Source organism: Terrabacter sp. GCM10028922, assembly GCF_042666095.1.
In the GTDB taxonomy this organism is placed as follows: Bacteria; Actinomycetota; Actinomycetes; order Actinomycetales; family Dermatophilaceae; genus Terrabacter.
Genome location: NZ_JBHTFG010000010.1, coordinates 450148 through 471303 on the forward strand (window position 1 = coordinate 450148; position 21156 = coordinate 471303).

Annotated in this window: 18 protein-coding genes and 1 tRNA gene; 13 read left to right on the top strand and 6 right to left on the bottom strand. The window is 72.2% G+C overall.

What is annotated here, in order from left to right:
• Positions 1 to 15: 15 nt before the first annotated feature.
• On the bottom strand, positions 16 to 792 hold the full coding sequence (locus ACFQU3_RS12775) for an FhaA domain-containing protein (RefSeq protein WP_385910291.1): 777 nt from the start codon (positions 790 to 792) through the stop codon (positions 16 to 18).
• Between the two features lie 220 nt (positions 793 to 1012).
• On the opposite strand from ACFQU3_RS12775, the gene ACFQU3_RS12780 reads away from it, so the two are divergent.
• From ACFQU3_RS12780 to ACFQU3_RS12800, 5 genes are all read left to right on the top strand, one after another.
• Positions 1013 to 2611 carry a MinD/ParA family protein gene (locus ACFQU3_RS12780; RefSeq protein WP_385910293.1) on the top strand — a complete coding sequence of 533 codons (1599 nt, stop codon included), beginning with the start codon at positions 1013 to 1015 and terminating at the stop codon, positions 2609 to 2611.
• A 42-nt stretch (positions 2612 to 2653) separates the two neighbouring features.
• Positions 2654 to 3463 (top strand): NAD-dependent epimerase/dehydratase family protein, encoded by an 810-nt coding sequence (locus ACFQU3_RS12785; RefSeq protein ID WP_385910295.1) that lies wholly within the window; start codon positions 2654 to 2656, stop codon positions 3461 to 3463.
• 235 nt (positions 3464 to 3698) lie between these two features.
• Positions 3699 to 3781: transfer RNA gene (locus ACFQU3_RS12790), tRNA-Leu, on the top strand.
• A gap of 296 nt (positions 3782 to 4077) precedes the next feature.
• On the top strand, positions 4078 to 5064 hold the full coding sequence (locus ACFQU3_RS12795) for a serine/threonine-protein kinase (RefSeq protein ID WP_385910297.1): 987 nt from the start codon (positions 4078 to 4080) through the stop codon (positions 5062 to 5064).
• A gap of 49 nt (positions 5065 to 5113) precedes the next feature.
• Positions 5114 to 5764, top strand: a complete 651-nt coding sequence (locus ACFQU3_RS12800; RefSeq protein ID WP_385910299.1) for an LON peptidase substrate-binding domain-containing protein — start codon at positions 5114 to 5116, stop codon at positions 5762 to 5764.
• 203 nt (positions 5765 to 5967) lie between these two features.
• Here the strand turns inward: ACFQU3_RS12800 and ACFQU3_RS12805 are convergent, their stop codons facing one another.
• Entirely contained in the window at positions 5968 to 6675 is a 708-nt protein-coding gene (locus tag ACFQU3_RS12805; protein WP_385910301.1) for a M50 family metallopeptidase, read from the bottom strand.
• Positions 6676 to 6838: 163 nt separating this feature from the next.
• On the opposite strand from ACFQU3_RS12805, the gene ACFQU3_RS12810 reads away from it, so the two are divergent.
• Positions 6839 to 7675, top strand: a complete 837-nt coding sequence (locus ACFQU3_RS12810) for a peptidase M10A and M12B matrixin and adamalysin (RefSeq protein ID WP_385910303.1) — start codon at positions 6839 to 6841, stop codon at positions 7673 to 7675.
• 37 nt (positions 7676 to 7712) lie between these two features.
• On the opposite strand, the gene ACFQU3_RS12815 is transcribed toward ACFQU3_RS12810, so the two are convergent.
• Positions 7713 to 8648 (bottom strand): 2-dehydropantoate 2-reductase, encoded by a 936-nt coding sequence (locus ACFQU3_RS12815; protein ID WP_385910305.1) that lies wholly within the window; start codon positions 8646 to 8648, stop codon positions 7713 to 7715.
• A 161-nt stretch (positions 8649 to 8809) separates the two neighbouring features.
• On the opposite strand from ACFQU3_RS12815, the gene ACFQU3_RS12820 reads away from it, so the two are divergent.
• Positions 8810 to 9304: a metallophosphoesterase family protein gene (locus ACFQU3_RS12820; RefSeq protein ID WP_385910307.1), complete on the top strand. Its 495-nt coding sequence runs from the start codon at positions 8810 to 8812 to the stop codon at positions 9302 to 9304.
• Positions 9305 to 9341: 37 nt separating this feature from the next.
• Here ACFQU3_RS12820 and ACFQU3_RS12825 read toward each other — a convergent pair whose 3' ends face one another.
• Entirely contained in the window at positions 9342 to 10622 is a 1281-nt protein-coding gene (locus ACFQU3_RS12825; RefSeq protein ID WP_385910309.1) for a cysteine desulfurase-like protein, read from the bottom strand.
• Positions 10623 to 10749: 127 nt separating this feature from the next.
• Here ACFQU3_RS12825 and ACFQU3_RS12830 point away from each other — a divergent pair, with 127 nt between their 5' ends.
• Both ACFQU3_RS12830 and ACFQU3_RS12835 read left to right on the top strand, forming a co-directional pair.
• Complete coding sequence (locus ACFQU3_RS12830; RefSeq protein ID WP_385910311.1) at positions 10750 to 12516, top strand: FAD-dependent oxidoreductase; 1767 nt, start codon at positions 10750 to 10752, stop codon at positions 12514 to 12516.
• Positions 12509 to 13939, top strand: a complete 1431-nt coding sequence (locus ACFQU3_RS12835; protein ID WP_385910313.1) for an adenylate/guanylate cyclase domain-containing protein — start codon at positions 12509 to 12511, stop codon at positions 13937 to 13939. The genes ACFQU3_RS12830 and ACFQU3_RS12835 overlap by 8 nt, the downstream gene beginning before the upstream one ends.
• A gap of 22 nt (positions 13940 to 13961) precedes the next feature.
• Here ACFQU3_RS12835 and ACFQU3_RS12840 read toward each other — a convergent pair whose 3' ends face one another.
• The gene (locus ACFQU3_RS12840) at positions 13962 to 15353 is read right to left on the bottom strand and encodes an FAD-binding oxidoreductase (RefSeq protein WP_385910315.1); all 1392 of its coding nucleotides are present in this window, start codon (positions 15351 to 15353) and stop codon (positions 13962 to 13964) included.
• A 484-nt stretch (positions 15354 to 15837) separates the two neighbouring features.
• Between ACFQU3_RS12840 and ACFQU3_RS12845 the strand changes: the two genes are divergently transcribed.
• The 4 genes from ACFQU3_RS12845 to ACFQU3_RS12860 all read left to right on the top strand — a co-directional run bounded on the left by ACFQU3_RS12845 (position 15838) and on the right by ACFQU3_RS12860 (position 20260).
• A complete protein-coding gene (locus ACFQU3_RS12845; RefSeq protein ID WP_385910317.1) occupies positions 15838 to 18162 on the top strand; it encodes a trehalase family glycosidase in 2325 nt (774 codons plus the stop codon).
• Between the two features lie 109 nt (positions 18163 to 18271).
• Positions 18272 to 18796 carry a DinB family protein gene (locus ACFQU3_RS12850; RefSeq protein WP_385910319.1) on the top strand — a complete coding sequence of 175 codons (525 nt, stop codon included), beginning with the start codon at positions 18272 to 18274 and terminating at the stop codon, positions 18794 to 18796.
• 111 nt (positions 18797 to 18907) lie between these two features.
• Positions 18908 to 19720, top strand: coding sequence for a CPBP family intramembrane glutamic endopeptidase (locus tag ACFQU3_RS12855; RefSeq protein ID WP_385910320.1), 813 nt, complete (start codon positions 18908 to 18910; stop codon positions 19718 to 19720).
• A gap of 30 nt (positions 19721 to 19750) precedes the next feature.
• Positions 19751 to 20260: a GNAT family N-acetyltransferase gene (locus tag ACFQU3_RS12860; protein WP_385910323.1), complete on the top strand. Its 510-nt coding sequence runs from the start codon at positions 19751 to 19753 to the stop codon at positions 20258 to 20260.
• Here the strand turns inward: ACFQU3_RS12860 and ACFQU3_RS12865 are convergent.
• Complete coding sequence (locus ACFQU3_RS12865; protein ID WP_385910325.1) at positions 20233 to 21054, bottom strand: hypothetical protein; 822 nt, start codon at positions 21052 to 21054, stop codon at positions 20233 to 20235. The genes ACFQU3_RS12860 and ACFQU3_RS12865 overlap by 28 nt on opposite strands.
• Positions 21055 to 21156: the final 102 nt, after the last annotated feature.

Consider the following 21156-nt stretch of genomic DNA (forward strand, 5'->3'; position numbering starts at 1 on the left):
ATCTTCATCGTGCTCTCACCGGCGCCCGGCGCGGAAGGTCGCGGTCGTGCGGCCGATCGTCAGGCGGTCGCCGTCCTGGAGCCGCTGGCTCGAGACGCGCTCACCGTTGACGAAGGTGCCGTTGGTGGAGTTGAGGTCGCGGATCGAGGTCACGAGGTGCGGTCCGTCGGTCGTCACCCGGATCTCGCTGTGGCGGCGGGACACGCCCGGGTCGTCGATGACGATGTCGGCGGTCTCGTCGCGGCCGAGGGTCGTCAGGCTTCCGAGCAGCGGGTAGCGGTCGCCCCCGATGTCGAGCCAGGGACGGGCCGACGGGTTGGACCGCGGCGCGGGACGCTGCACGGGGGCCTCGTCGACGGCGGTGCCCGTGCTGGCGTGCGGGCGCGGCGCCGGAGGCGCCTGGGCGTTCTCGCGTCCTGCCTGCTTGGCCGTCGCGGGACGGACGCGGAAGACGCCGGTCTCGAGACCCTCGCCCTCGACGAGCTGAACCTCGAGGGGCCCGCCCGGCTGGTAGCCCTGCGAGTCGGCGTGCTCCTGGGCCGCCGCGACGAGGTCGTCGGAGAGGTCCTCCTCGTAGTCGCCGAGCCGCTCGTAGTCGGTCTGGCTCAGCTCGATCGTGTAGAGGTTGGGGACCATGGCCCGGCCGTGGCCGAGCAGCGCTGCACGGTCGTCCATGGCACGGCGGATCGCGGAGGCGATCTCGACCGGCTGGACCTCCGACTTGAACGCCTTGGCGAAGGCACCGTGGACAGCCTTGGCGAGACCGTGCTCGACACGGTTGATGATTCCCACGCCGTCTCCTCCTCCTGGTGAGCGCTCCTGCCGGGCGCTTCATCGTAACCGGGTCGACCCCCCGACCCTCCAACCCGCGGCCGGGTACGGGGTGCCCGAAACTCCCGTTCTGCCCCTTTACCTCGTGGTCAGCGGGTTTGATGTCCCACGGAAGCATGGGACCATCGCACGGGGTCCCGAGGCGGGTCCTCGCACGTGGTAGGCCAGCAAGGAGGGCTCGATGAGCAAGGACGAGACCGGTAGCACCGAGGGTCAGGGACTTCCCGGCTTCCCCGCGAACAACTCCATCCCGGGCGGTTTCACCCTTCCGATCCCGACAGCGACGACGGCGGGTCAGGTCGACGACACCCCGGCCGACCCGTGGAGCTCCACCTGGGACGACACGTCCTGGCAGCCGAGCGACAGCGGCACGGTGGCCGCGGGAGGGACCGGCGCCAACGACTGGTCCGACTCGTATGAGTACGGCGGCGAGTACACGGCCGAGTACGACACCGAGACGACCAACAGCATCAGCGCCCAGGACAGCGCCGGCGACCAGAACGGCTGGACCCCGTGGGAGCCGTCAGACCCCGGCCTCTCGGCCGCGTCGGACGCCGCGGCCAATGCGGCCGTCGACGACGCGACCCAGCACTGGGCGACCCTCCAGCACAACGCCGACACCGCCGCCGCCTCCGAGGAGGAGTACTCCGGCTGGACACCCGCCGGCGCCACGACCGACCCGTCGGCGGACGCCTCAGGCGGCGCGACGCACTACTCCGACGACCACACCGCGGCTCAGCAGGCGTATGCCGCCCGGCCGGCCGTCGACCCCGACGTGGCCGCGGCGGCCGCCGAGGGAGGCTACGACGCCCACCAGACGGCATACGACCTCACGCCCGAGGCCCGATCGGGCAACTCCGACCGGCCGAGCGCGGAGGACCTCATCACGGCCCGCTCCAAGGGGGAGCGGCAGAAGGTCAAGGCCAACTCGGGCCTGCGCAAGGCGTTCGGCCTGGGCCCCAGCGTCAAGGAGCTGCTCGAGCGCGACCGCATCGACCGCATCGCCCGTCCGCTCAACGGCCGCAAGACGATCATGGTCATCAACACCAAGGGCGGTGGCGGCAAGACCCTCGTCACGCTCATGCTCGCGAGCTACCTCGGGCGCTACCGCTCGGGCTCGGTGCTCGCGTGGGACAACAACGAGACCGAGGGGACGCTCGGCATGCGCGCCCCGTCGCAGAGCCACCACCGCACGGTCGTCGACCTGCTCGGGGCGCTGCCCACGATCGCCAACGACCCCAACGCCGGCACGTCCGAGCTCGAGCACTGGGTGCGCGAGCAGCGGGGGCTCTCCTTCGACGTGCTCGCGTCGGCCGACGACGACGAGGCCATGCGCATCATCGGTGAGCAGGAGTTCGAGGACCTCCACACGCAGCTCTCGCGCTTCTACCGGATGATCGTCGTCGACACGGGCAACAACCGCCTCTCGCCCAACTGGCTGGCGGCCGCGGCCCGCGCCGACATGCTCGTCTTCGCGACCTCGCTCAAGGACGACACGTCGGTCGTCGCGGCGAAGAACCTCGACGCGCTCGTCGCGATGGGCCGGGGCGACCTCGTGCGCAACGCCGTCTGCGTCATCTCCCACACGTCGGCCAAGGGCAACGACATCGGCGCCGGTGTGCACACCCGTGAGCACTTCGAGCAGTGGGTTCGAGCGGTCGTCGACATCCCGTACGACCCGATGCTCGCGCCGGGCCTGCACCTCGACCCGCTGAAGATCAGCAAGAAGACGCACGACGCGTGCATGGAGATGGCCGCCGTCGTCGTCGACGGTCTCTGACGCGGCGCCCGGCCCGGCCTCTCGAGAGCAGGTGCGGCTGACGTGGCCCTTCTCGCGCTGACCGGCGCCGCCGGCCGCATCGCGACCGCGCTGCGGCCGAGGCTGCGCGCTGCGGGTCACCGGCTGGTGCTCGTCGACGGTGTCGGCGTGCGTCTCGACGACGTCGACGAGGAGCTCGAGCGGGCCGTCGAGGCCGACCTGCGCGACGTGGACGGTCAGGCCGCGGCGTTCGCGGGGGCCGACCTCGTCGTGCACCTCGGCGCGTACTCCGACGAGCAGCTCTGGGCCGACATCCTCGCCGTCAACATCGACGGCACCCGCGCGGTGTGCGAGGCAGCGCGACTCGCGGGCGTGCGACGGATGCTGCTCGCGAGCTCCGTCCACGCGGCCGGGTTCGTGCCGGTCGACTCAGAGGCGGCCCGGTCGGGCATGCCGCTGCCGGCCCCTGACACGTACTACGGAGTGAGCAAGGCGGCGCTCGAGGCGCTCGGGGCCCTCTACGCAGGCCGGTTCGGGATGACGGTCGTCAGTGCACGCATCATGACCTTCGGCGACGAGCCGGAGGCGCCCCGCTCGTTGCAGTCCTGGCTGTCGGGTGACGACATGGCCCGCCTCGTCCACGCGGCCCTGACGACGGAGGCCGCCGGTCACCACGTCGTCTGGGGCGTCTCGCGCAACACGCGCCGCCGTGTCGACCTGGCCCCGGGCCTCGGGATCGGCTTCGACCCACAGGACGACGCCGAGGCGTACGCCGCGGAGGTCGAGCGGCGCGACCCGAGCGAAGCTCCGGGTCTGCTCGGTGGGGGCTTCGCGACGCCCGACTACCGGCTGGGCGAGCCGCACGGCGGCTGAGCGCTCGTTCCGGGGCCACACGGCATACGACGTCGGCGTATGCCGTGTGGGATCACGGGATGACGATCACGTTCGACTTCGGGCTGGACCTGGGCCTCGACGGTCTCGAGGCCAAGCTGGCCGAGGATGTGGGCGAGGAAGTGGGCGGCGGGGGGCGGCGCGGCACTGACCGGCGCGCCGGTGTGGGCCGGTTTGGCGAACTCGTCGGGTATGCAGCACACTGTCCTCTTGTCACGCGCGAGTGGCGGAACGGCAGACGCGCTGGCTTCAGGTGCCAGTGTCCGAAAGGGCGTGGGGGTTCAAATCCCCCCTCGCGCACGCGATGACGAAGGGCCCCAGTTCTCGGAGCTGGGGCCCTTTTCGCGTGCCGGGGCCCTTCGACGACGGCTCCCCCTCGCGCCAGACGACCGCTCGTGCACGACGCGCCGATGGGGTGTTGCGGACCGCTTCGGCCGGGGTATGTAGGCGGGAGCCCTGCGCGGGGGCGAGCTGCCGAGACCGGGCCGCTGGACGCTGACCACCGCTCTGGTCAACTACCATTTCTGCTGACGAAGGCCCCTGAGAATGTCGACTGACGTGCACCTTCCGTCCGAAAGGCACAGGTGCCCCCTCACATGAACCGCTTGCACGAAGGGTTCGTCCTCGGCGGCCGCTATCGACTCGAGCGGCGTATCGCCTCCGGCGGCATGGCCGACGTGTGGGCCGGCACGGACGACGTGCTGCAGCGTCCCGTCGCGGTCAAGGTCATGCGGCCCGACACCGACCACGAGCGCCTCTTCGCCCTGAGGTTCCACGACGAGGCCGTTCACTCTGCGGCGCTGCTGCACACGAACATCGCGACCGTCTTCGACTACGGCAAGGACGACGGACTCGCCTTCCTCGTCATGGAGCTCGTCGAGGGTGAGCCGCTCTCGGCGATCCTCCGGAAGCGCGGGCCCCTCTCGCCGCACGAGGTTCGCTCGATCATCGGTCAGGCAGCCCTCGCGCTCGGCGTGGCGCACGAGGCTCGGGTCGTGCACCGCGACGTCAAGCCCGCGAACATCATGGTCCGCGAGGACGGTCTGGTGAAGCTGACCGACTTCGGCATCGCGCGCGCGCTCGATGCGTCCGGGCACACGCAGCACGGCGAGATGCTGGGCACGCCGAACTACATCAGCCCGGAGCAGGCGCTCGGTCACGCGGCGACGGGGGCGAGTGACCTGTACGCCCTCGGCGTCGTCGCGCACGAGATGCTCTCGGGTCAGCGGCCGTTCGACCGGGGCACCCCGATCGCGACGGCCCTCAGCCACGTCAACGAGCCGTCGCCGCCGCTGCCCGACGACGTCCCGGAGGACCTGCGCGACCTCATCCTGGAGTGCCTGGAGAAGGACCCGGAGAGGCGTCCTGCCAACGCCGCGGCCGTCGCCATCCGCCTGGGGCTCGGCGACCAGGAGGTCAGAGGCCTCGCGCTCGGGCTCGCCACCGCCATCAACGGCTCTCCGGCGGACCTCATGGAGGCGGTCGAGGAGCTCGCCGACGAGTCCCGTGGAGCCCACGCCGCGGGGACCAGCGACGACGAGCTCGGCTCGACCCAGTGGATGGCGTCGGGCCTGCCCGACTGACGGGCGGCGCACCTGTCGCGCCCTGCGGCGCCGACCTACGCTGGATCACATGGCGACCCTGCCGCTGTTCCCGCTCGGCACCGTGCTCATGCCCGGGGCCCGGCTGCCGCTGCAGATCTTCGAGCCCCGCTACGTGCAGCTGCTCCACGACCTGCTCGACGCCCAGGACGAGCGCTCCCCGGTGTTCGGCGTGGTCGCCATCCGAGAGGGTCACGAGGTGGGCGAGGACGCGGTGCGGGCGCTGCACCCGGTCGGCTGTGGCGCCCTGCTGACGCAGGCAGCCGCCCTCGAGGGCGAACGCTTCATCGTCATCTCGGAGGGCACCGACCGCTTCCGCCTCGATGCGATCGACGGTGACGCCGGCACCCCGTACGCCACCGGGCGCGTCACGTGGCTCCCCGAGCCCGACGGTGACGCGGCCACGATCGTCGAGCTCGCCGCCCGGCTGCGCTCGGAGCTGACCGACTTCGCGGCCGCCACGGGTCAGGAGGCGGAGATCCCCATCGACGACAGGGCGCTCGCGTATGCCGTGCCCGACACCGTGAGCCTCGACGTGGCCGACCGCCAGCGTCTGCTCGAGAGCAATGACACCGAGTCGCGTCTGCGGCTCGGACTCCAGCTGACGCAGCGTGAGCTCGAGTTCGCAACCGCGCTCGGCGCGGTCGCCAGTCCGCCGCTGCCTCCGTTCAGCCTCAACTGAGCCTCAAGCCAGCCCGGCGGCATACCTTTGTGTGTCCCCCTATGCCACCGGGCTGGCGTCACGGCCAGCCGTGCACCAGCCGCGACGTTCCCCCGAGGCTCAGACCGCGCACGAGGCGCGACGTGGGTGCGGCTCCCCCTGGCGCCGCGCCCGGGCTCCCCGTACCCATACGGAGCGAGCCCTCACGACCATTTCGCGGACGATCAGCGAAGGGTTGCGACGGCCTCTGCGGCGACCAACCACGTCGCGAGCGCGCACACCACGACGAACGACCCGTTCCACACGGCGCGTGGCACGTGAGTCAGCGAGGCGAGCACGCCGGGGTCGCTGCCGCGGCTGCGGTCGCGCAGCACCGCGCCGAGGTGACGCCACGCCCCGACGAGGAGCACGACGCCGAGGCCCACCAGCACCTGCGGCTGGAGCGTGTCGTCCCGCCACCACCAGAGCGCACCCGACGCGGCGATCGCGACGGCCATGACGACGACAGTCAGCGCCGAGCGGACCCGGACGAGGGCGAACAGGAGGACGGCCAGCCCCGCCGTGACGAGGGGCGCCGACCAGCCGCGCCCCGCCGCCCACACCATGCCGGCGCCCAGGATCGCGGGCACCGGGTAGCCGGCCCAGGTCGAGGCCACGCGGCCCGGCCCCCGTACGGGCCCCCGGGTGACGGCGTGGCCGGACATGTCACCCCGCAGCACGAAACCCGTGAACCGGCGACCGACGAGGACCCCGACGACCGCGTGCCCGAGCTCGTGGACGAGGGTCACGACGAGGCGCACGACCCGCCAGAGCGGATCGACGACGATGAGCGCGAGGGCGACGGCGAGGACGACGACGACCCGGGGAGCCGACAGGGCCACGTCACCGGTCGCCGGGACCACCCGGTCGCGTACGAGCTCGAACCACTCCACGGACGCAGAACCTAGCCCACCTGCTCCGCGCCGCCCGGACCTGCCCACGGACCTGCCCACAGCATGGCTCGGCCCGCCCTTGCGGGTACGTCAGGGGGGCGGCCGGCGCCGATCGCTGGTCCTCGATGCGACACGACGGGCGGTACACGGCATATTGCTGAACATGCGTCAGGGGTCCTACATTCGCGCGCCCGGCCGGCACCGGGCGACGTCGCCACACCCGAGCCGACTCCTCTGGCCGGGGATGGCCGTGCTGGCCGTCCTCGTGCTGGCCGTGCCCATGTGGCTCTGGCAGGCCCGGCCGTTCGACTCGCGGCACGGTCTCGGCGTCGACGCCCCGCCCGCAGGTATCGGCGCAGCCCAGGCGCCGCTCGGGGCCCCGCCGACGATGCCGAGGGGGCAGGGCGGCTACACGTTCATGCGGCTCCAGCCGAGCGGCACCGACCCGGTGGCGTACGACCCTTGTCGGCCCGTCCACTTCACGACGAGCTCGGTCGGGCTGCCCCCGGGTGGTGAGGTGCTCGTCCGTGACGCCGTTGCCACGATGTCGCTGGCGAGCGGTCTGCAGTTCATCGATGACGGCCTGACGGACGAGGCCCCGACGCCCGAGCGCGACCCCTACCAGCCGGACCGTTACGGCGACCGTTGGGCGCCGGTCTACATCGCCTTCGCGACGCCCGAACAGATCCCGAGGCTCGCCGGCGGCACGGTGGGACTCGGCGGCAGCACGCCGCGCGCCGCCCGCGACGGGGTCCTCGTCTACGTGACGGGATCGGTGTGGCTCGACCGCGACGCGATGACCGACCTGCTGCGCGCCGGACGCGCCGACTCGGCCCGGGCCGTCATCGAGCACGAGGTCGGCCACGTCCTCGGCCTCAACCACGTGGCCGACAGCTCACAGCTGATGTCCGAGTCCGGCGGCTCGGTCGACGGCCCGGCCGACGGTGACCGTCGTGGCCTCGCCGTCCTCGGCCGCGGGGTGTGCCGCCCGGACCTCTGAGGAGCGGGCGGCGGCGAGCGGTCGTGTGCGTATGCCGTCAGCTCGGCAGCGCGTGCGGGTGACGGGTCGTCAGCACCTCGAGGAGCAGCCGGTGCAGCGGCACGTCGACACCCGACTCCGCCGCGAGCCGCACGACCGCCCCGGTCCACGCGTCGAGCTCGGAGGGCTTGCCGGCGAGCAGGTCGCGCTGGAGCGAAGTGGTCGCCTCCGGTGGCTGGTCGTCGACGAACGCCATGGTGCCCGCGACGACGGAGTCCGGCAGGCGCACGCCCCGCGCCCGCGCCACCGCCTCGACCTCGTGCATCGCGTCCTCGAGCAGGGCACGGCTCGAGGGCTTCGAACGCAGCTCCCCGACCGTGGCATCGAGGGCCGCTCCCAACCCGCCGAACGGCACGACGAAGAGCATCTTCGACCACAGCTCGGCCCAGATGTCCTCGGGCGCGGGTGAGACGGCGCCGGATGCCGTCACGGCGTCGCGCAGCCGCATCACCCGGTCGGACGGGCCGCCGGGAGCGGGTGACCACTCGTCGAAGACCAACGATGCAGGTCCGCCGGCGTGCGTGATGCGGCCGGGACCGTCGATGTAGGCGAAGATCTTCGCGATGCCGGGGAGCACCGCTTCGCGGCCGACGACAGCAGCCACGCGGTCGGGGGCCTCGACGCCGTTCTGGGTCGTCACGACCACGCTGTCGCCGTGGACGAGACCGGCCACGGCCTCGAGAACCGGCGGCAGCTGCCACGTCTTGACGGCGAGCAGGACGACGTCGACCGGCCCGATCGACCCCGGGTCGTCCGTGGCGTTAGCGGGGTGGACCGTCACGTCGCCCGCGACGCTCGAGACGGCAAGTCCTGTCTCGCGGATCGCCTCCAGGTGGGCCCCGCGCGCGACGAAGGTGACGTCGTGTCCGGACGCCGCGAGCCGCCCCCCGAAGTAGCCGCCGATCCCGCCCGTGCCGAGCACCGCGATGCGCATCCTGACCTCCTGGACCTCGTCGGGCACGCCGGTCGGGCCCTCACCGCCATCATCGTCCTGCCGCCGGTGGGGCGTAGCGTCGGGGGCGCACCCTCTCATCGAGACGCAGCCGGAGGAGAGGCCATGGAGCTCACCACGACGGTCGACGACGGGCGGCGGCCATGAAGGTGGTGGTGCTCTCCGACACGCACAGCCCGCGCCGGTGGAAGGGCTGCCCGCCGGCTCTGCTGCCGCACCTCGAGGCGGCCGAGGTCATCCTGCACGCCGGTGACGTGTGCACGCCTGACGTGCTCGACTGGCTCTCGACCTTCGCGCCCGTCCACGTCGTCGTCGGCAACAACGACGTGCCGGAGGTGGCGGAGTGGGGCGCACCCGAGACCCTCCAGCTCGACCTGGCGGGTGTCCAGGTCGGCATGGTGCACGACAGCGGCCAGCGGCAGGGCGGGGGATCGCGCCTGCGTGGCCTCTTCCCCGGCGCCGACCTCGTCGTCTTCGGTCACTCACACATCCCTCTGGACGAGACCGCTGACGGCCTGCGGATCCTCAACCCGGGCTCGCCCACCGACCGGCGACGGCAGCCGGCAGGCACCTTTGCGCTGCTCGACCTGCGGGACGGGGTCGTCGTCGACGTCCGCATCGAGGAGCTGCCGCGGTGACGGGGGTGGTGAGGGCCGTGGTGCCGGCGAGCCACCCTCAGGCGACGGAGCCACCCGTGTGCGAGTGGCTTCGCGCCGTGGGGGTTGCTCGGGCCCGGCCGCAGATCTCCTCCAGCCCGGTCGCGAGCCGGTCGACGTCGTCGGCGTCGGTGTAGGGCGCGAGACCCATCCGCAGACCCCCGGCCGCGCCGAGGCCGAGGTGGTGGCTGCACTCCCACGCGTAGAAGCTGCCGGCCGGCGCGTTGACCCCGCGCTCGGCGAGGGCGGCACGCAGCGCCTGCGGGTCGTGGCCGTCGACCGTCACGAGCAGCGTCGGCGTGCGACGCTTCGCGTTGCTGTATGCCGTGAGGCCGGGGATCGCGCGCAGCCGGGCTTCGAGCGTGGCCAGGAGGGCGTCCTCATGCTCCTCGAGAGCGGTGAAGGACGCGACGAGCCGGTCACGGCGTGGTGCAGACGGGTCGGGCAGCACGAGATCGGCGAGGAAGTCGACGGCCGCCGTCGTGCCGGCGAGCAGCTCGTAGGGCAGCGTGCCGAGCTCGAACCGCTCCGGCACCGCATCGGACGACGGCACCAGCTTGTCGGGGTGCAGGGTCTCGAGCAGACCAGGCGCCGCGGCGAGCACGCCGAGGTGCGGGCCGAGGAACTTGTACGGCGAGCAGACCCAGAAGTCGGCTCCGCTCGCCGGCACGTCCGTGGTGACGTGCGCCGTCGCGTGCACGCCGTCCACCCAGAGCAGCGCGCCGACCGCGTGGGCGAGGTCCGCGACGGCGCGCACGTCGGGGCGGGTGCCGATGAGGTTGGACGCCGCGGTGACGGCTACGAGGCGGGTGCGCCCCGTGATGACGGCCCCCACGGCATCCGGCGCGAGCTCGCCTGTGGCTGGGTCGAACTCGGCCCAGCGCACCGTTGCGCCGCGCGCCTCGGCGGCGAGGACCCACGGCCGCACGTTGGCGTCGTGGTCGAGCCGGGTGACGACGACCTCGTCGCCGGGTCCCCAGTCGCCGGAAAGCGTGCGGGCCAGGTGGAAGGTCAGCTCCGTCGCGGACCTGCCGAACACGACGCTCCCCGGGTCGACGGCGAGCAGGTCGGCCATCGCAGCACGCGCCGCGAGGACGATCCGGTCGGCGCGCCGCTCGGCGGGGGTCACGGTGCCGCGGTTCGAGATCGCCGAGGTCAGCGTGCCGACGACCGCGGTGGCGACGGCGTCGGGCACCTGCGAGCCGCCGGGCCCGTCGAAGTGCGCGGCTCCCTCGCGGAGGGCCGGGAAGTGCCAGCGGATCCGGTCGACGTCGTAGGAGGAATGTGCCACGGGTGCCATGGACCCCATCCTCGCCGACAGCGACGGGATCGGCCGTTCCGGACCCGGAGGCCGCAGTTTCGCCTACCGTCGGAGGAGGGGGTGGTCGTACTCCGACCTGTCTGCACGACCGTGTGAGGGGTGACGCATGACCCGTCCTCTCCTGCTCGTCGTCGATCCTGACCTCGACGGCCTGGCGCGCACCGAGGGAGAGCTCGCGCGCCGCTTCGGTGCGGACTTCCGCGTGCGCAGCGAGTCCGACAGCGCGGCCGCACTGCAGCAGCTCGAGCTCGCCGCGGAGCGCGGCGATCCGGTCGCCCTCGTCCTCGCGGACCCATGGCTGCCTGGCATAGGGGGTGCCGACCTGCTCCGCGCGGTGCGAACGCTGCACCCGGATGCCGGCCGCGCCCTCCTCGTGCCGTGGGGCGCGTGGGCGGACCGGCGGACCGCAGACGCGATCCTGCGCGGCATGTCGCTCGGCGACATCAACTACTACGTCCTCGAGCCGTGGACCTCACCGGACGAGCTCTTCTGCCGCACCGTCTCGGAGTTCGTGCAGATGTGGTCGAGGACCGTCGAGAACCGCCGCCGCGAGGTCGTCGTGGTCGGTGCGGCTCGCGACCCCCGTGGCCACACGGTGCGAAGCCTTCTGAGCCGCAACGGTATCCCGCACGCCTACCTCGACCGCGGCACCCCGGAGGCGACTGCCGTGCTCGAGTCGATCGAGGCTCCGCGTCCGGCCGACGCGGAGGGCCCCCTCGTCATCTGGCTCGCGGCGCTCGGCGGTCGGGTGCTGATCGACCCGAGCGACGTCGAGATCTGCCAGGCGTGGGGCATCGCCACCGACCTCGGCGCGCCGGGTGGCGGCGATGAGGTGCGCGACGTCGACCTGCTGATCGTCGGCGCCGGGCCGGCCGGGCTCGCTGCCGCGGTCTATGGCTCGTCCGAGGGCCTCTCGGTGCTGTGCGTCGAGGAGCAGGCGCTCGGCGGCCAGGCCGGTACGAGCTCGCTCATCCGCAACTACCTCGGCTTCTCGCGCGGCCTCTCCGGGGCCGAGCTCGCACAGCGTGGATTCCAGCAGGCCTGGGTCTTCGGTGCGAGGTTCGTCCTGACCCGGCGGATCACCGCCATCGACCCGCTCACGGACGAGGCCGGCGTCCCGTGCTTCCGGGCCACGGTCTCCGACGTCGGCGAGGTGCAGGCGCGGTCGGTGCTCCTCGCGACCGGCGTCGCCTACCGCCGACTCGGCGTGCCCGCGCTGGAGGAGCTGACCGGTTCTGGCGTGTACTACGGGGCCAACGTGTCCGAGGCGCACGGGCTCATGGGCGCGCACACCGTCATCGTCGGTGGCGGCAACTCGGCCGGGCAGGCCGCCCTGCACCTGCAGAGGTATGCCGCGGACGTGACCATCGTCATCCGGACGCCCGACCTCTCCTCGACGATGTCGCGCTACCTCATCGACGAGATCGAGGCCTCGCCGACGATCACGGTCGTCCCGAACGCGGACGTCGTCGACGGGAGCGGTGAGGGCTGGCTCTCGGAGATCGTCGTCGCCGACCGCGCCACCGGCGAGCGGCGCTCGATCGCGGCCGACGGCCTCTTCGTCATGATCGGCGCGCAGCCGCACACGTCGTGGCTGCCCGAGGCCGTCGTCCGCGACAGGTGGGGGTTCCTGCTCACCGGAGCCGACGTGCGGGAGGCAGGTGCCTGGTCCCTCGAGCGTCCGCCGTGCGCCCACGAGACGTCGCTGCCGGGTCTCTTCGCGGCGGGCGACGTGCGGGCGGGATCCGTCAAGCGGGTCGCGTCAGCGGTCGGTGAGGGGTCCGTCGTCGTGTCCGAGGTCCACCAGTTCCTCGCGCTCGCCCAGGCCAAGTCCCGCCACGCAGAGACGGAAGCCCAGGCTGACCGTGGCTGAGCATGCCGCCGTCGGACCTCGAGCGCCCGCCCCCACAGGCACGGGCCAGGCACGCGCGGGAGCCCGGCGGCGCGTCGCCGTCGGTGCCGCGGCGCTGGCACTGCCCCTGCTCGGTCTGGTCCTGCTCCGGCTCTCGGGGCAGCTCGACCGGCAGTGGCAGCACGAGTCGACGCACTTCTGGATCGTCCTCGGCGCGGCCCTGCTCAGCGCGCTCACGGCATACGGCACCGGGGCAGCCGCGGTGCGGCGCGGCGACGTGCGCGTCATGTACGTCTCGCTGGCCTTCCTCTCCGCCGCAGGCTTCCTCGGCCTGCACGCGCTGGCGACGCCGCGCATGCTCCTCGAGACCGCGTCGGCCGGCTTCAACGTCTCCACCCCGGTCGGCATCGCGATCGGCTCGCTCTTCGCGGTCGCGTCGGTGCGCGAGGTCGACGCCGGCAGGGCGGCCGCAGAGATGCGCCGGGCGCGGTGGGCGCGCGTCGCCCTCATCCTCCTCATGGTCGCGTGGGCTGTGGTCTCGCTCCTGCGCCTGCCGCCGTTGGACGTCGGGCCCGGCCTCGAACGCGGGTCGGGCCCCATGGCCGTGGCGGCCGTGCTCGCCGTCGTGCTCTACGCGGTGACGGCCGGGACGTACGCCCGACTGTGGTGGCGACGGGGTGGCCTCCTCCCCGCGGCGATGGCTTCGGCGATGGTCCTGCTCGCCGAGGCGATGGTCGCCATCGTCCTCGCGCCGAACTGGCACTACTCGTGGTGGGAGTGGCACCTGCTCATGCTCGCGGCGTTCGTCCTCGTCGCGTGGGGCGCCCAGCAGTCCTGGCACGAGGAGCGCTACGCGGCCCTCTACACGGCGGACACCCTCGCCGGGCGACGTGAGATGACCATCCTGTTCGCCGACCTCAAGGGCTTCACGACCTTTTCCGAGGGGCACGACCCGACGGAGGTGACCGCGATGCTCAACGCGTACTTCACCGTCGCGATCCCGGCCGTCGTCAAACGCCATGGTGGCACCATCGACCGCCTCATCGGCGACGCGATCATGGCGACGTTCAACCGGCTCGGCGACCAGCCCGACCATGCGCGCCGGGCCGCCGAGGCGGGTCTGGACCTCCAGACCGAGACGGCGCGCATCGCCGACGAGCACCCCGGCTGGCCCCGGTTCCGAGTCGGGATCAACAGCGGCGAGGTGCTCGTCAGCGTGCTCGGCAGCGAGGGTGGCCGCACCCACACCGTCATCGGCGACGCCGTCAACGTCGCGTCCCGGATCGAGGGGCAGGCGCCCGTCGGCCGCGTCGCGGTCACCGCCGACACGTTGGCGATGCTCCCCGGCGCGACCACAGCGCCACTCGGTCCCCTCGACCTCAAGGGCAAGGACGAGCCCGTCGAGGCGTTCGTCCTCCTCTCCCTCCCGGACGACCACTCGTGACCGGGCCGCGGAGGTCTGCCGGTCAGCCGGCCGGCGGGACGTTGTGGTTGCGGCGGAAGACGTTGCCGGGGTCGTGGGTGCGCTTGACCTCCGCGAGCCGGTCGAAGGTCGGGCCGGGGTAGATCCTCCGGACGGCGTCGGCGTCGTCGGGGAGCGAGAAGCCGACATACGCGCCCGGCGTGCCCTTCGCGATCGCGGCCCCGAGGGCCTCGATCCACCCATCCTGGGCCGCCAGGTGCTCGACCCCGTCGACGATCGCGGCGACGTTGTACATCAGCGGCCACTCGCGGTGGGCGTACGCCGTGGCGCCCGACGCGACGCGGGCAATGGCCCCGCCGAGCGGGCGCAGCTGGACGACAGCCATCTGCACGCCCGGGGCGCCGAGCTGCGCCCCGAGCTCGTCGATGACGCGGGCCGCGTCGGCCACGCCGAACTCCTGCGCGAAGCCCGTCGTCGACGTGGCCACCGGGTGGTAGTCGGCGCCCTCGTCGGCAGCGAACAGGCCGGCATACGGCATCGGGTTGAGCAGGTCGGCGATGGGCGCCGCGACCGCGCGCAGGCGCGACAGCACGGGCTCGGCCTCCTCGGGCGACCCGGCGTACGACACGAGGGCGAAGATGACGAGCTGCCCGTGAACCTCCGCCGGGACGAACGGCATCGGCGGCGCGGGCATGACGTTGACGATCGCGCCGAGCTGCTCGGGTGCCTCCTGCGTGACCCGCACGAGCTCGGCCACGGTCTCGGCCGTGGCCGGTAGCACCAGCAGGCCGCCGACGATCTGCGGCACCTCGTGGAGGCGGTAGGTGAAGCGGGTCACGACGCCGGCGTTTCCGCCGCCGCCACGGACCGCCCAGAAGAGGTCGGGCTCGTGCTCGGCGTCGACCTCGTGGATGGTGCCGTCGGCCGTGACGACCTGAGCGGACAGGACGTTGTCGATCGTGAGGCCCTGGGCGCGGCTCAGGAAGCCGACGCCACCGCCGGTCGTGATGCCGCCGATGCCGACGGTGCCCGTGTCGCCGAAGCCGATGGCGAGGCCGTGCTCGCCGACGGCGGCGGTGACCTCGCCGGCGGTCGCGCCGGTGCCGGCCGTGACGGTGCGCGCCTCGGCGTCGACCTCGATGGTGTCGAGGCCGCTGAGGTCGATGACGAGGCCGCCCTCGACGGTGCCGTGGCCGGCGCCGCTGTGGCCCCCGCTGCGCACGGCGATCTCGAGGCCGTGCTCGACGGCGAAGGTCACCGCGGCCGAGACGTCCTCGGCCGTTGCAGCGGTGACAGCGACGCGGGGTGCTGCGTCGAGGTGGCGGTAGAAGATTGCGTGTGCGGCGTCGAAGCCGGGGTGGCCGGGCTCGTGGACCGTGCCGCTCACGGCTCGGCGCAGTGCGTCGGTGCTGATGGTGGCGTCTGTCGTCGTCATGCTGGCCATCCTCTGGGCTCAAGTGGACGTGAGGTCAAGGGACTTTTTCGTGGCGTCCCTTCACCCACACGTCGAACGGCGGGCTCGGTTTGTGACACGGCGGGGCGAGATATCTGCGCGGAGCTGCGCGGCACCGCGTTCGGCCCGGTTTCTGGACGCCGGCTGTGAGATTGGGGTTGCGAATGCGGACAAAAGCCTCTTACCGTGCAGCAACACCCGGATGTTAACGCTCACATCCATCGAAGGACGGACGACGATGTCTCGACCATCGCGAGCCCTCAGGGCACGCAGCGTCACCGCCGGAGCCGTGGCCACCCTCGTGGTGGTCACCGTCGGAGCAGCGGCCCCGGGTGCCGCCAGCGCCTCCCCCATGACGCCCCGCGGACCGGCCACAGCGCCTGCAACCGCGACCGCAACCAGGACCACAACCACGTCCACGACCTCGGACCATCCAGAGCCGGCGCCCCTCAGCCGGCCGTTCGCCATGCCAGGCTTCAAGGAGCAGGAGTTCAACGGCGCGCTCTTCGTCGGCGAGGGCGAGACCCGCTTCTCGGTCTCGGTCGACCTGCTGACGAAGGACGGCAAGGTGATCAACGAGAACATGGTGCCGAGCATCTGGAGGCTCGGCCCGATCGCGACCGACGGGTCGTACTACGAGATCGAGCTCTCGACCGACGACCGCGTCATCACGAAGGAGCGGCTCGGCGGCCTCCGGGCCACCATCGACCACCCAGAGAGCTGGTCGGCGACCGACGTCGCCAACGCCCAGGCGCAGCTGCCCGGTCTCCAGGCGAAGTACGACGCGATGCAGGCGGGCAAGCGCAACGTCGTCGTCAGGTACGCCCGCGTCGACGACACCGAGCTCGTAGGCTCGGTCACCGCGCTCGACGACGACACATCCGTCTGGCTCGACGCGAGCGCCCCGTGGCTCGAGCCCAGCACGTATGCCGTCGACGGGCCGTCGTCGCTCACCGGCAGCTCCGCGGGCATTCGCGACGCGAGCCGCACCGGCTACTTCCGCGTCGACACCGACGCCCCGTCCGATGCGTCGGCGTCGTGGGCGACCGTGAAGGACATGGTCGCCGGCATGGTCGGGAAGCCCGCGGCCGCGGGCCAGGGCGCGGCCGCGCTCAGATACGAGCTGTCCAGGGGCGAGACCGTCACGTTCACCGCGCACCTGGGCGACTCCCCCGTGCCACAGGCGACCCGGACCAAGGAGGAGACGCTCGCGTTCATCGCCGACGCTCGCGCCCACGTGGACGACGGGAGCGTCCACGGCAGCGGTGAGGTCGGCCGAGCGGCGACCTTCATGCGCGACGCGATGGCCCTCAACGCCAACTACGACGAGAAGTACGACCGGTCCTTCGTCATGTGGGGACTCGGTGGCGGCGGCGACGACATCTTCAAGGGCTGGGACTCCGGCTGGGACGGCATCACCGCGGGAAGCCTCGACCCGGCGCTCGCCCTGGACCACGTCCGTGACTTCTACGACCAGAACGGCGGTCCGCGCTACGACCAGCTCAACGCCGGCCCGATGCACGCCTACCTGGCCTGGCGCACGTACACCCGAACCGGCGACAAGAGCATCCTCGAGCTCGTCTACCCGTACCTCACGAGCTACATCGCGCGGATGCCGGAGTTCGACACCGACAAGGACGGACTGCTCGAGAGCCCGTGGGCCGGTCCGCGCCTCGGCGGTCGCGGCAACCACCTCGGCCTCGACGACAGCCCCCAGTACGCGAACTTCCAGCAGGTCGTGACCGAGGGCACCGACCACCGCGACAACACGAACCTCACCGACGTCGCGCTCAACTCCTACTACGGCCTCTTCGCCGAGAACCTCTCGCAGATGGCGACAGCGCTCGACAAGCCGGACGACGCGGCGAGGTACGCGGCGCTCAAGGAGCAGCTCAAGACCCGGATGAACGCCCATCTGTGGAACGCCGACCGTGGCCTCTACCTCAACCGCTACCTCGACGGGTCGTGGGAGCCGACGAACACACCCACCGTGTTCTACCCGCTCTTCGGTGGGCTGGCCACGCCCGACCGCGCGAAGGTCCTCGTCGAGGACCACCTGCTCGACCCCGACGAGTTCTGGGGCGAGTACGCGGTGCCGAGCGTGGCGCGCAACGACCCGGCGTTCTGCAGTGCCGGTGACCATCACCCGGGCGTCACGGGCTACGAGTACTTCCAGAAGCATCTGGAGGAGGACGCCTGCGAGGAGTGGAAGGGCGCTGTCTGGCCGCCGATGAACGCCACCGTCTACGACGGCCTCAAGCGGTACGGCTTCGACAAGCCGGCAGCCGACCTCGCGACGAAGAGCACGAAGCTGTGGCTCACCACCTGGGAGGAGCTCGGCTGGTTCCCCGAGTACTTCGACCCGGAGCCCGGCCAGGTGATCAACAGCGCGGCGACCGACACGACCTGGCGCACCTACTCGTGGAGCAACCTCATGCCGCTCATGGGAACGCACGAGCTCATCGCCGACGAGCCGTGGGGCAACCCGGCCGGCTTCCGGTTCGGCACCCTCGGCCTGCCGGGCACGAACGAGGTCGACGGGGTGCCGCTCCACGGCCACCGCTACGACGTGACGGCGGGCCCGACCGCGACGGTCGTCCACGAGGACGGCCTCCTCGCCTTCAACTCGACGGGCGGACGGGTCGTCGTGCGCGACTTCGTGCTCACGAGCTCGGGCGCGACGTTCACCATCAAGGCGGACAGGCCGACGAAGGTCCTCGTCCATCCACGTGGAGGTGGCAAGCCCTTGGCCGCCAGCGTGCCGGCCGGCACGACCTCGGTGACGCTCTGACGGCACTCGCACGCGAGTCGCCCGCCCGGCAGCCTTCTGCCGGGCGGGCGGTCGTTGGCGGCGGCTGCCTCCGCACCGGCTGCGGGTGCATGCTGGGTAGGTGGACGACGTGACGACAGACACCGCTCGTGACCTGCTGCTCGACGGCTTCGGCCGCATCCGTGACGGTGTGCCCGAGGTCGTCGACGGTCTCTCCGTCGACGAGCTGCTGTGGCGCCCGGACGCCGACGCGAACCACATCGCGTGGCTCGTCTGGCACCTCGCGCGGCAGCAGGACGACCAGGTCTCGCAACTGACGAAGGCCGACAGCTCGGTGTGGGTCGGCGACGGCTGGGTCGACCGGTTCGGACTGCCGTACCCGCCCGACACCCACGGCTGGAGCATGAGCTCGAAGGACGTCGGCCGGTTCACCGTCGCCGACCCCGAGCTCTTCGCCGGCTACCAGGGAGCCGTCCACGAGCGCACCGTCGCGTATGTCGAGGGCCTCGACGCGGCGGCATACGGCCGGGTCATCGACCGCCGCTGGAACCCTCCCGTGACGGCCGGCGTGCGGATCATGTCCGTGCTGGAGGACGCGGCCAAGCACCTCGGGCAGGCGGAGTACGTGCGCGGCATGGTCGAGCGGCGGCGCTGACGGCGCGCGACCTGTGCGCCCAGGGGGACCCCTGTGACGGTGGTGGCGCACGAGGTCCTCTGCTCGGCTGAACACGCGTCCGGCACAGGTTTGCGTGCCACCATGGAGAAGATGACTGCACTCGTGACCACACCGTCCGCCATCGGGGGCCCACCCGACGGCGGTGTCGTGCAGTCCCACGAGGTCGTACGCCGGCACCGCCTCGCGCTCATCGCGCGTGGTCGCCGGGCGCGCCTGGCCGCCACCGTCGTGGTCGTCTTCGCGCTCGCGGCGGTCAACCTCGCCAACCACGTCCTCGGCTGGGACACGATGTGGCTCGGGCCCGTCGGCGCGGTCGCGCTGCTCGGTTTCGCCCGCTGGCAGGGCCTGTCGTGGCACCAGCTCGGGCTCGCGCGGCGCACGCACGCGCGCGGCATCCGCTGGGGTCTCGGCGTTGTCGCCGTGGTCGGGCTCGTCTACCTCGTCGGCATCCTGCTGCCCACGACCCGCACCGCCTTCCTCGACGTTCGTTACCACCTGCCCCCGGCCGGCGCCCTGTTCACCGCATTCGTCATGATCCCGGTCGGCACGATCCTGCTGGAGGAGGTTGCCTTCCGCTCGGTGCTGTGGGGCTTCCTGTCTCGGCACGCCCGGATGTGGCAGGTCGTGGTGGGATCATCGGTGCTCTTCGGGCTCTGGCACGTCTTCCCGGCCATGGCCTCGGCGACCGGCAACGAGGCGATCGGCAGCGCGGTCGCCGGGCTCGGGCCCTTCGCCAAGGTCGCCGTGGTCGGCGGCACCGTCCTCTTCACCGCGCTCGGAGGTGTCCTCGCTGGTGAGCTGCGCCGGCGCAGCGGCAGCCTCTTCGCGAGCGTCGGCATGCACTGGGCGACGAACTCCCTCGGCGTCCTCTTCGGCGTCCTCGCCTGGCGCCTCGCCGCGTGACGCTCGCGGCAAGGCTGCGAGACTGCCGACATGGAGGGCTTCACGATCCGGGCGGCCCGGCCCGAGGACTACGACGTGCTCGGTGAGCTGACCGCCACCGCCTATCTCGACGACGACCTGCTCGACCTCGGCGCCGAGGACCCGTATCTCGACGTGCTGCGCGACGTGCACCACCGGGCCGATCATGCCGAGGTCCTCGTCGCGGTGGACGAGACCGGCTCGGTCCTCGGTGGCGTCGCGTTCGTCGGCGGACCGGGCCCGTTCGCCAACATCGCCGAGCAGGACGAGGCGGAGTTCCGCACCCTCGCCGTCGCGCCGAGTGGCCGCGGGCGCGGCGTCGGTACGGCCCTCGTGACCGCGTGCCTCGACCGGGCCCGCACGCTCGGCCGCCAGCGCGTCGTCCTGTCGACGCAGCCGATGATGCACGCCGCGCACCGGCTCTACGAGCGTTTCGGCTTCGTCCGGGTGCCGGAGCGAGACTGGTCGCCCGTCGGCGACACGAACCTGCTCGTCTACGCGCTCGACCTCGCGCGCGACTGAGCGGCCGCCCGTGCACGGCGGATGAGGTCGCGCACGGCGCCGACGATCGTCGGGTCGAGCTCGACGTGCGCCTCCAGCAGGTCGAGGAGGGTCGCGGCCGCCAGCGCATTGCGCTCGTAGCCCGGCACGAGGTCGGCGAGCGGCAGGACGTCGGCGCCGAACCGCCGCTCGACCCCGCGGTCCACGACGAAGGCGTCCTGCGCGTCACCGTCCCCCAGTCCGAGGTGGCCGAGCACCGTGACCCAGCGGTCGACCGCATACCCCTGGATGAACCGCGTCGCGGTCAGGCGCTCGCCTCGGAGGTCGCGGTGCAGTCCGACGTAGAGGTTCGTGACCGCCTCGCCCACCTCATGCTCCAGCGGCGGCGCGTGCGGCACAGGCACCTTCGGTGTCTCGAGCCCGGCCGGTGCGTCGGCGCGGCTCCAGTGGATGCGGCCCGGCGGGTAGCCGGCGGTCGACATGTCCGCGAGGGGGAAGACCGCATACTCCGCGAAGAGCCCGTCGGCCAGGAGCGCCTTGCGCCCAGCCGGGCTGTTCGGGAACGACCACAGGACGGGGTGCGCGGCCTCGAGCCAGTCGAGGTCGGCGAGGTAGCGGTCGCACGCTGCCGCGTCGTCGACGACGACGAAGAAGTCGGCGTCGGAGTGCTCGTCGAGTCGGTGCAGGTCGCGCCCGACCGATCCGAGGCCGAGGAGCGCCACCGCGTCACCGCGGCGGTCGAGCTCGGATCCGAGTCGGTCGAGGAAGGCGAGCAGGCGCTCGGGGACGGTGTGCTGGGACGGCGAGAACGGCATACGTCGGCTCCTTGGAAGAGGTCGACGTGTCAGCCCGCCCGGCCCGGTGCCGTCGAGGTCGCAACAGGACGCAGGGTATGCCGCCGCGTGCCTCGACGGAAG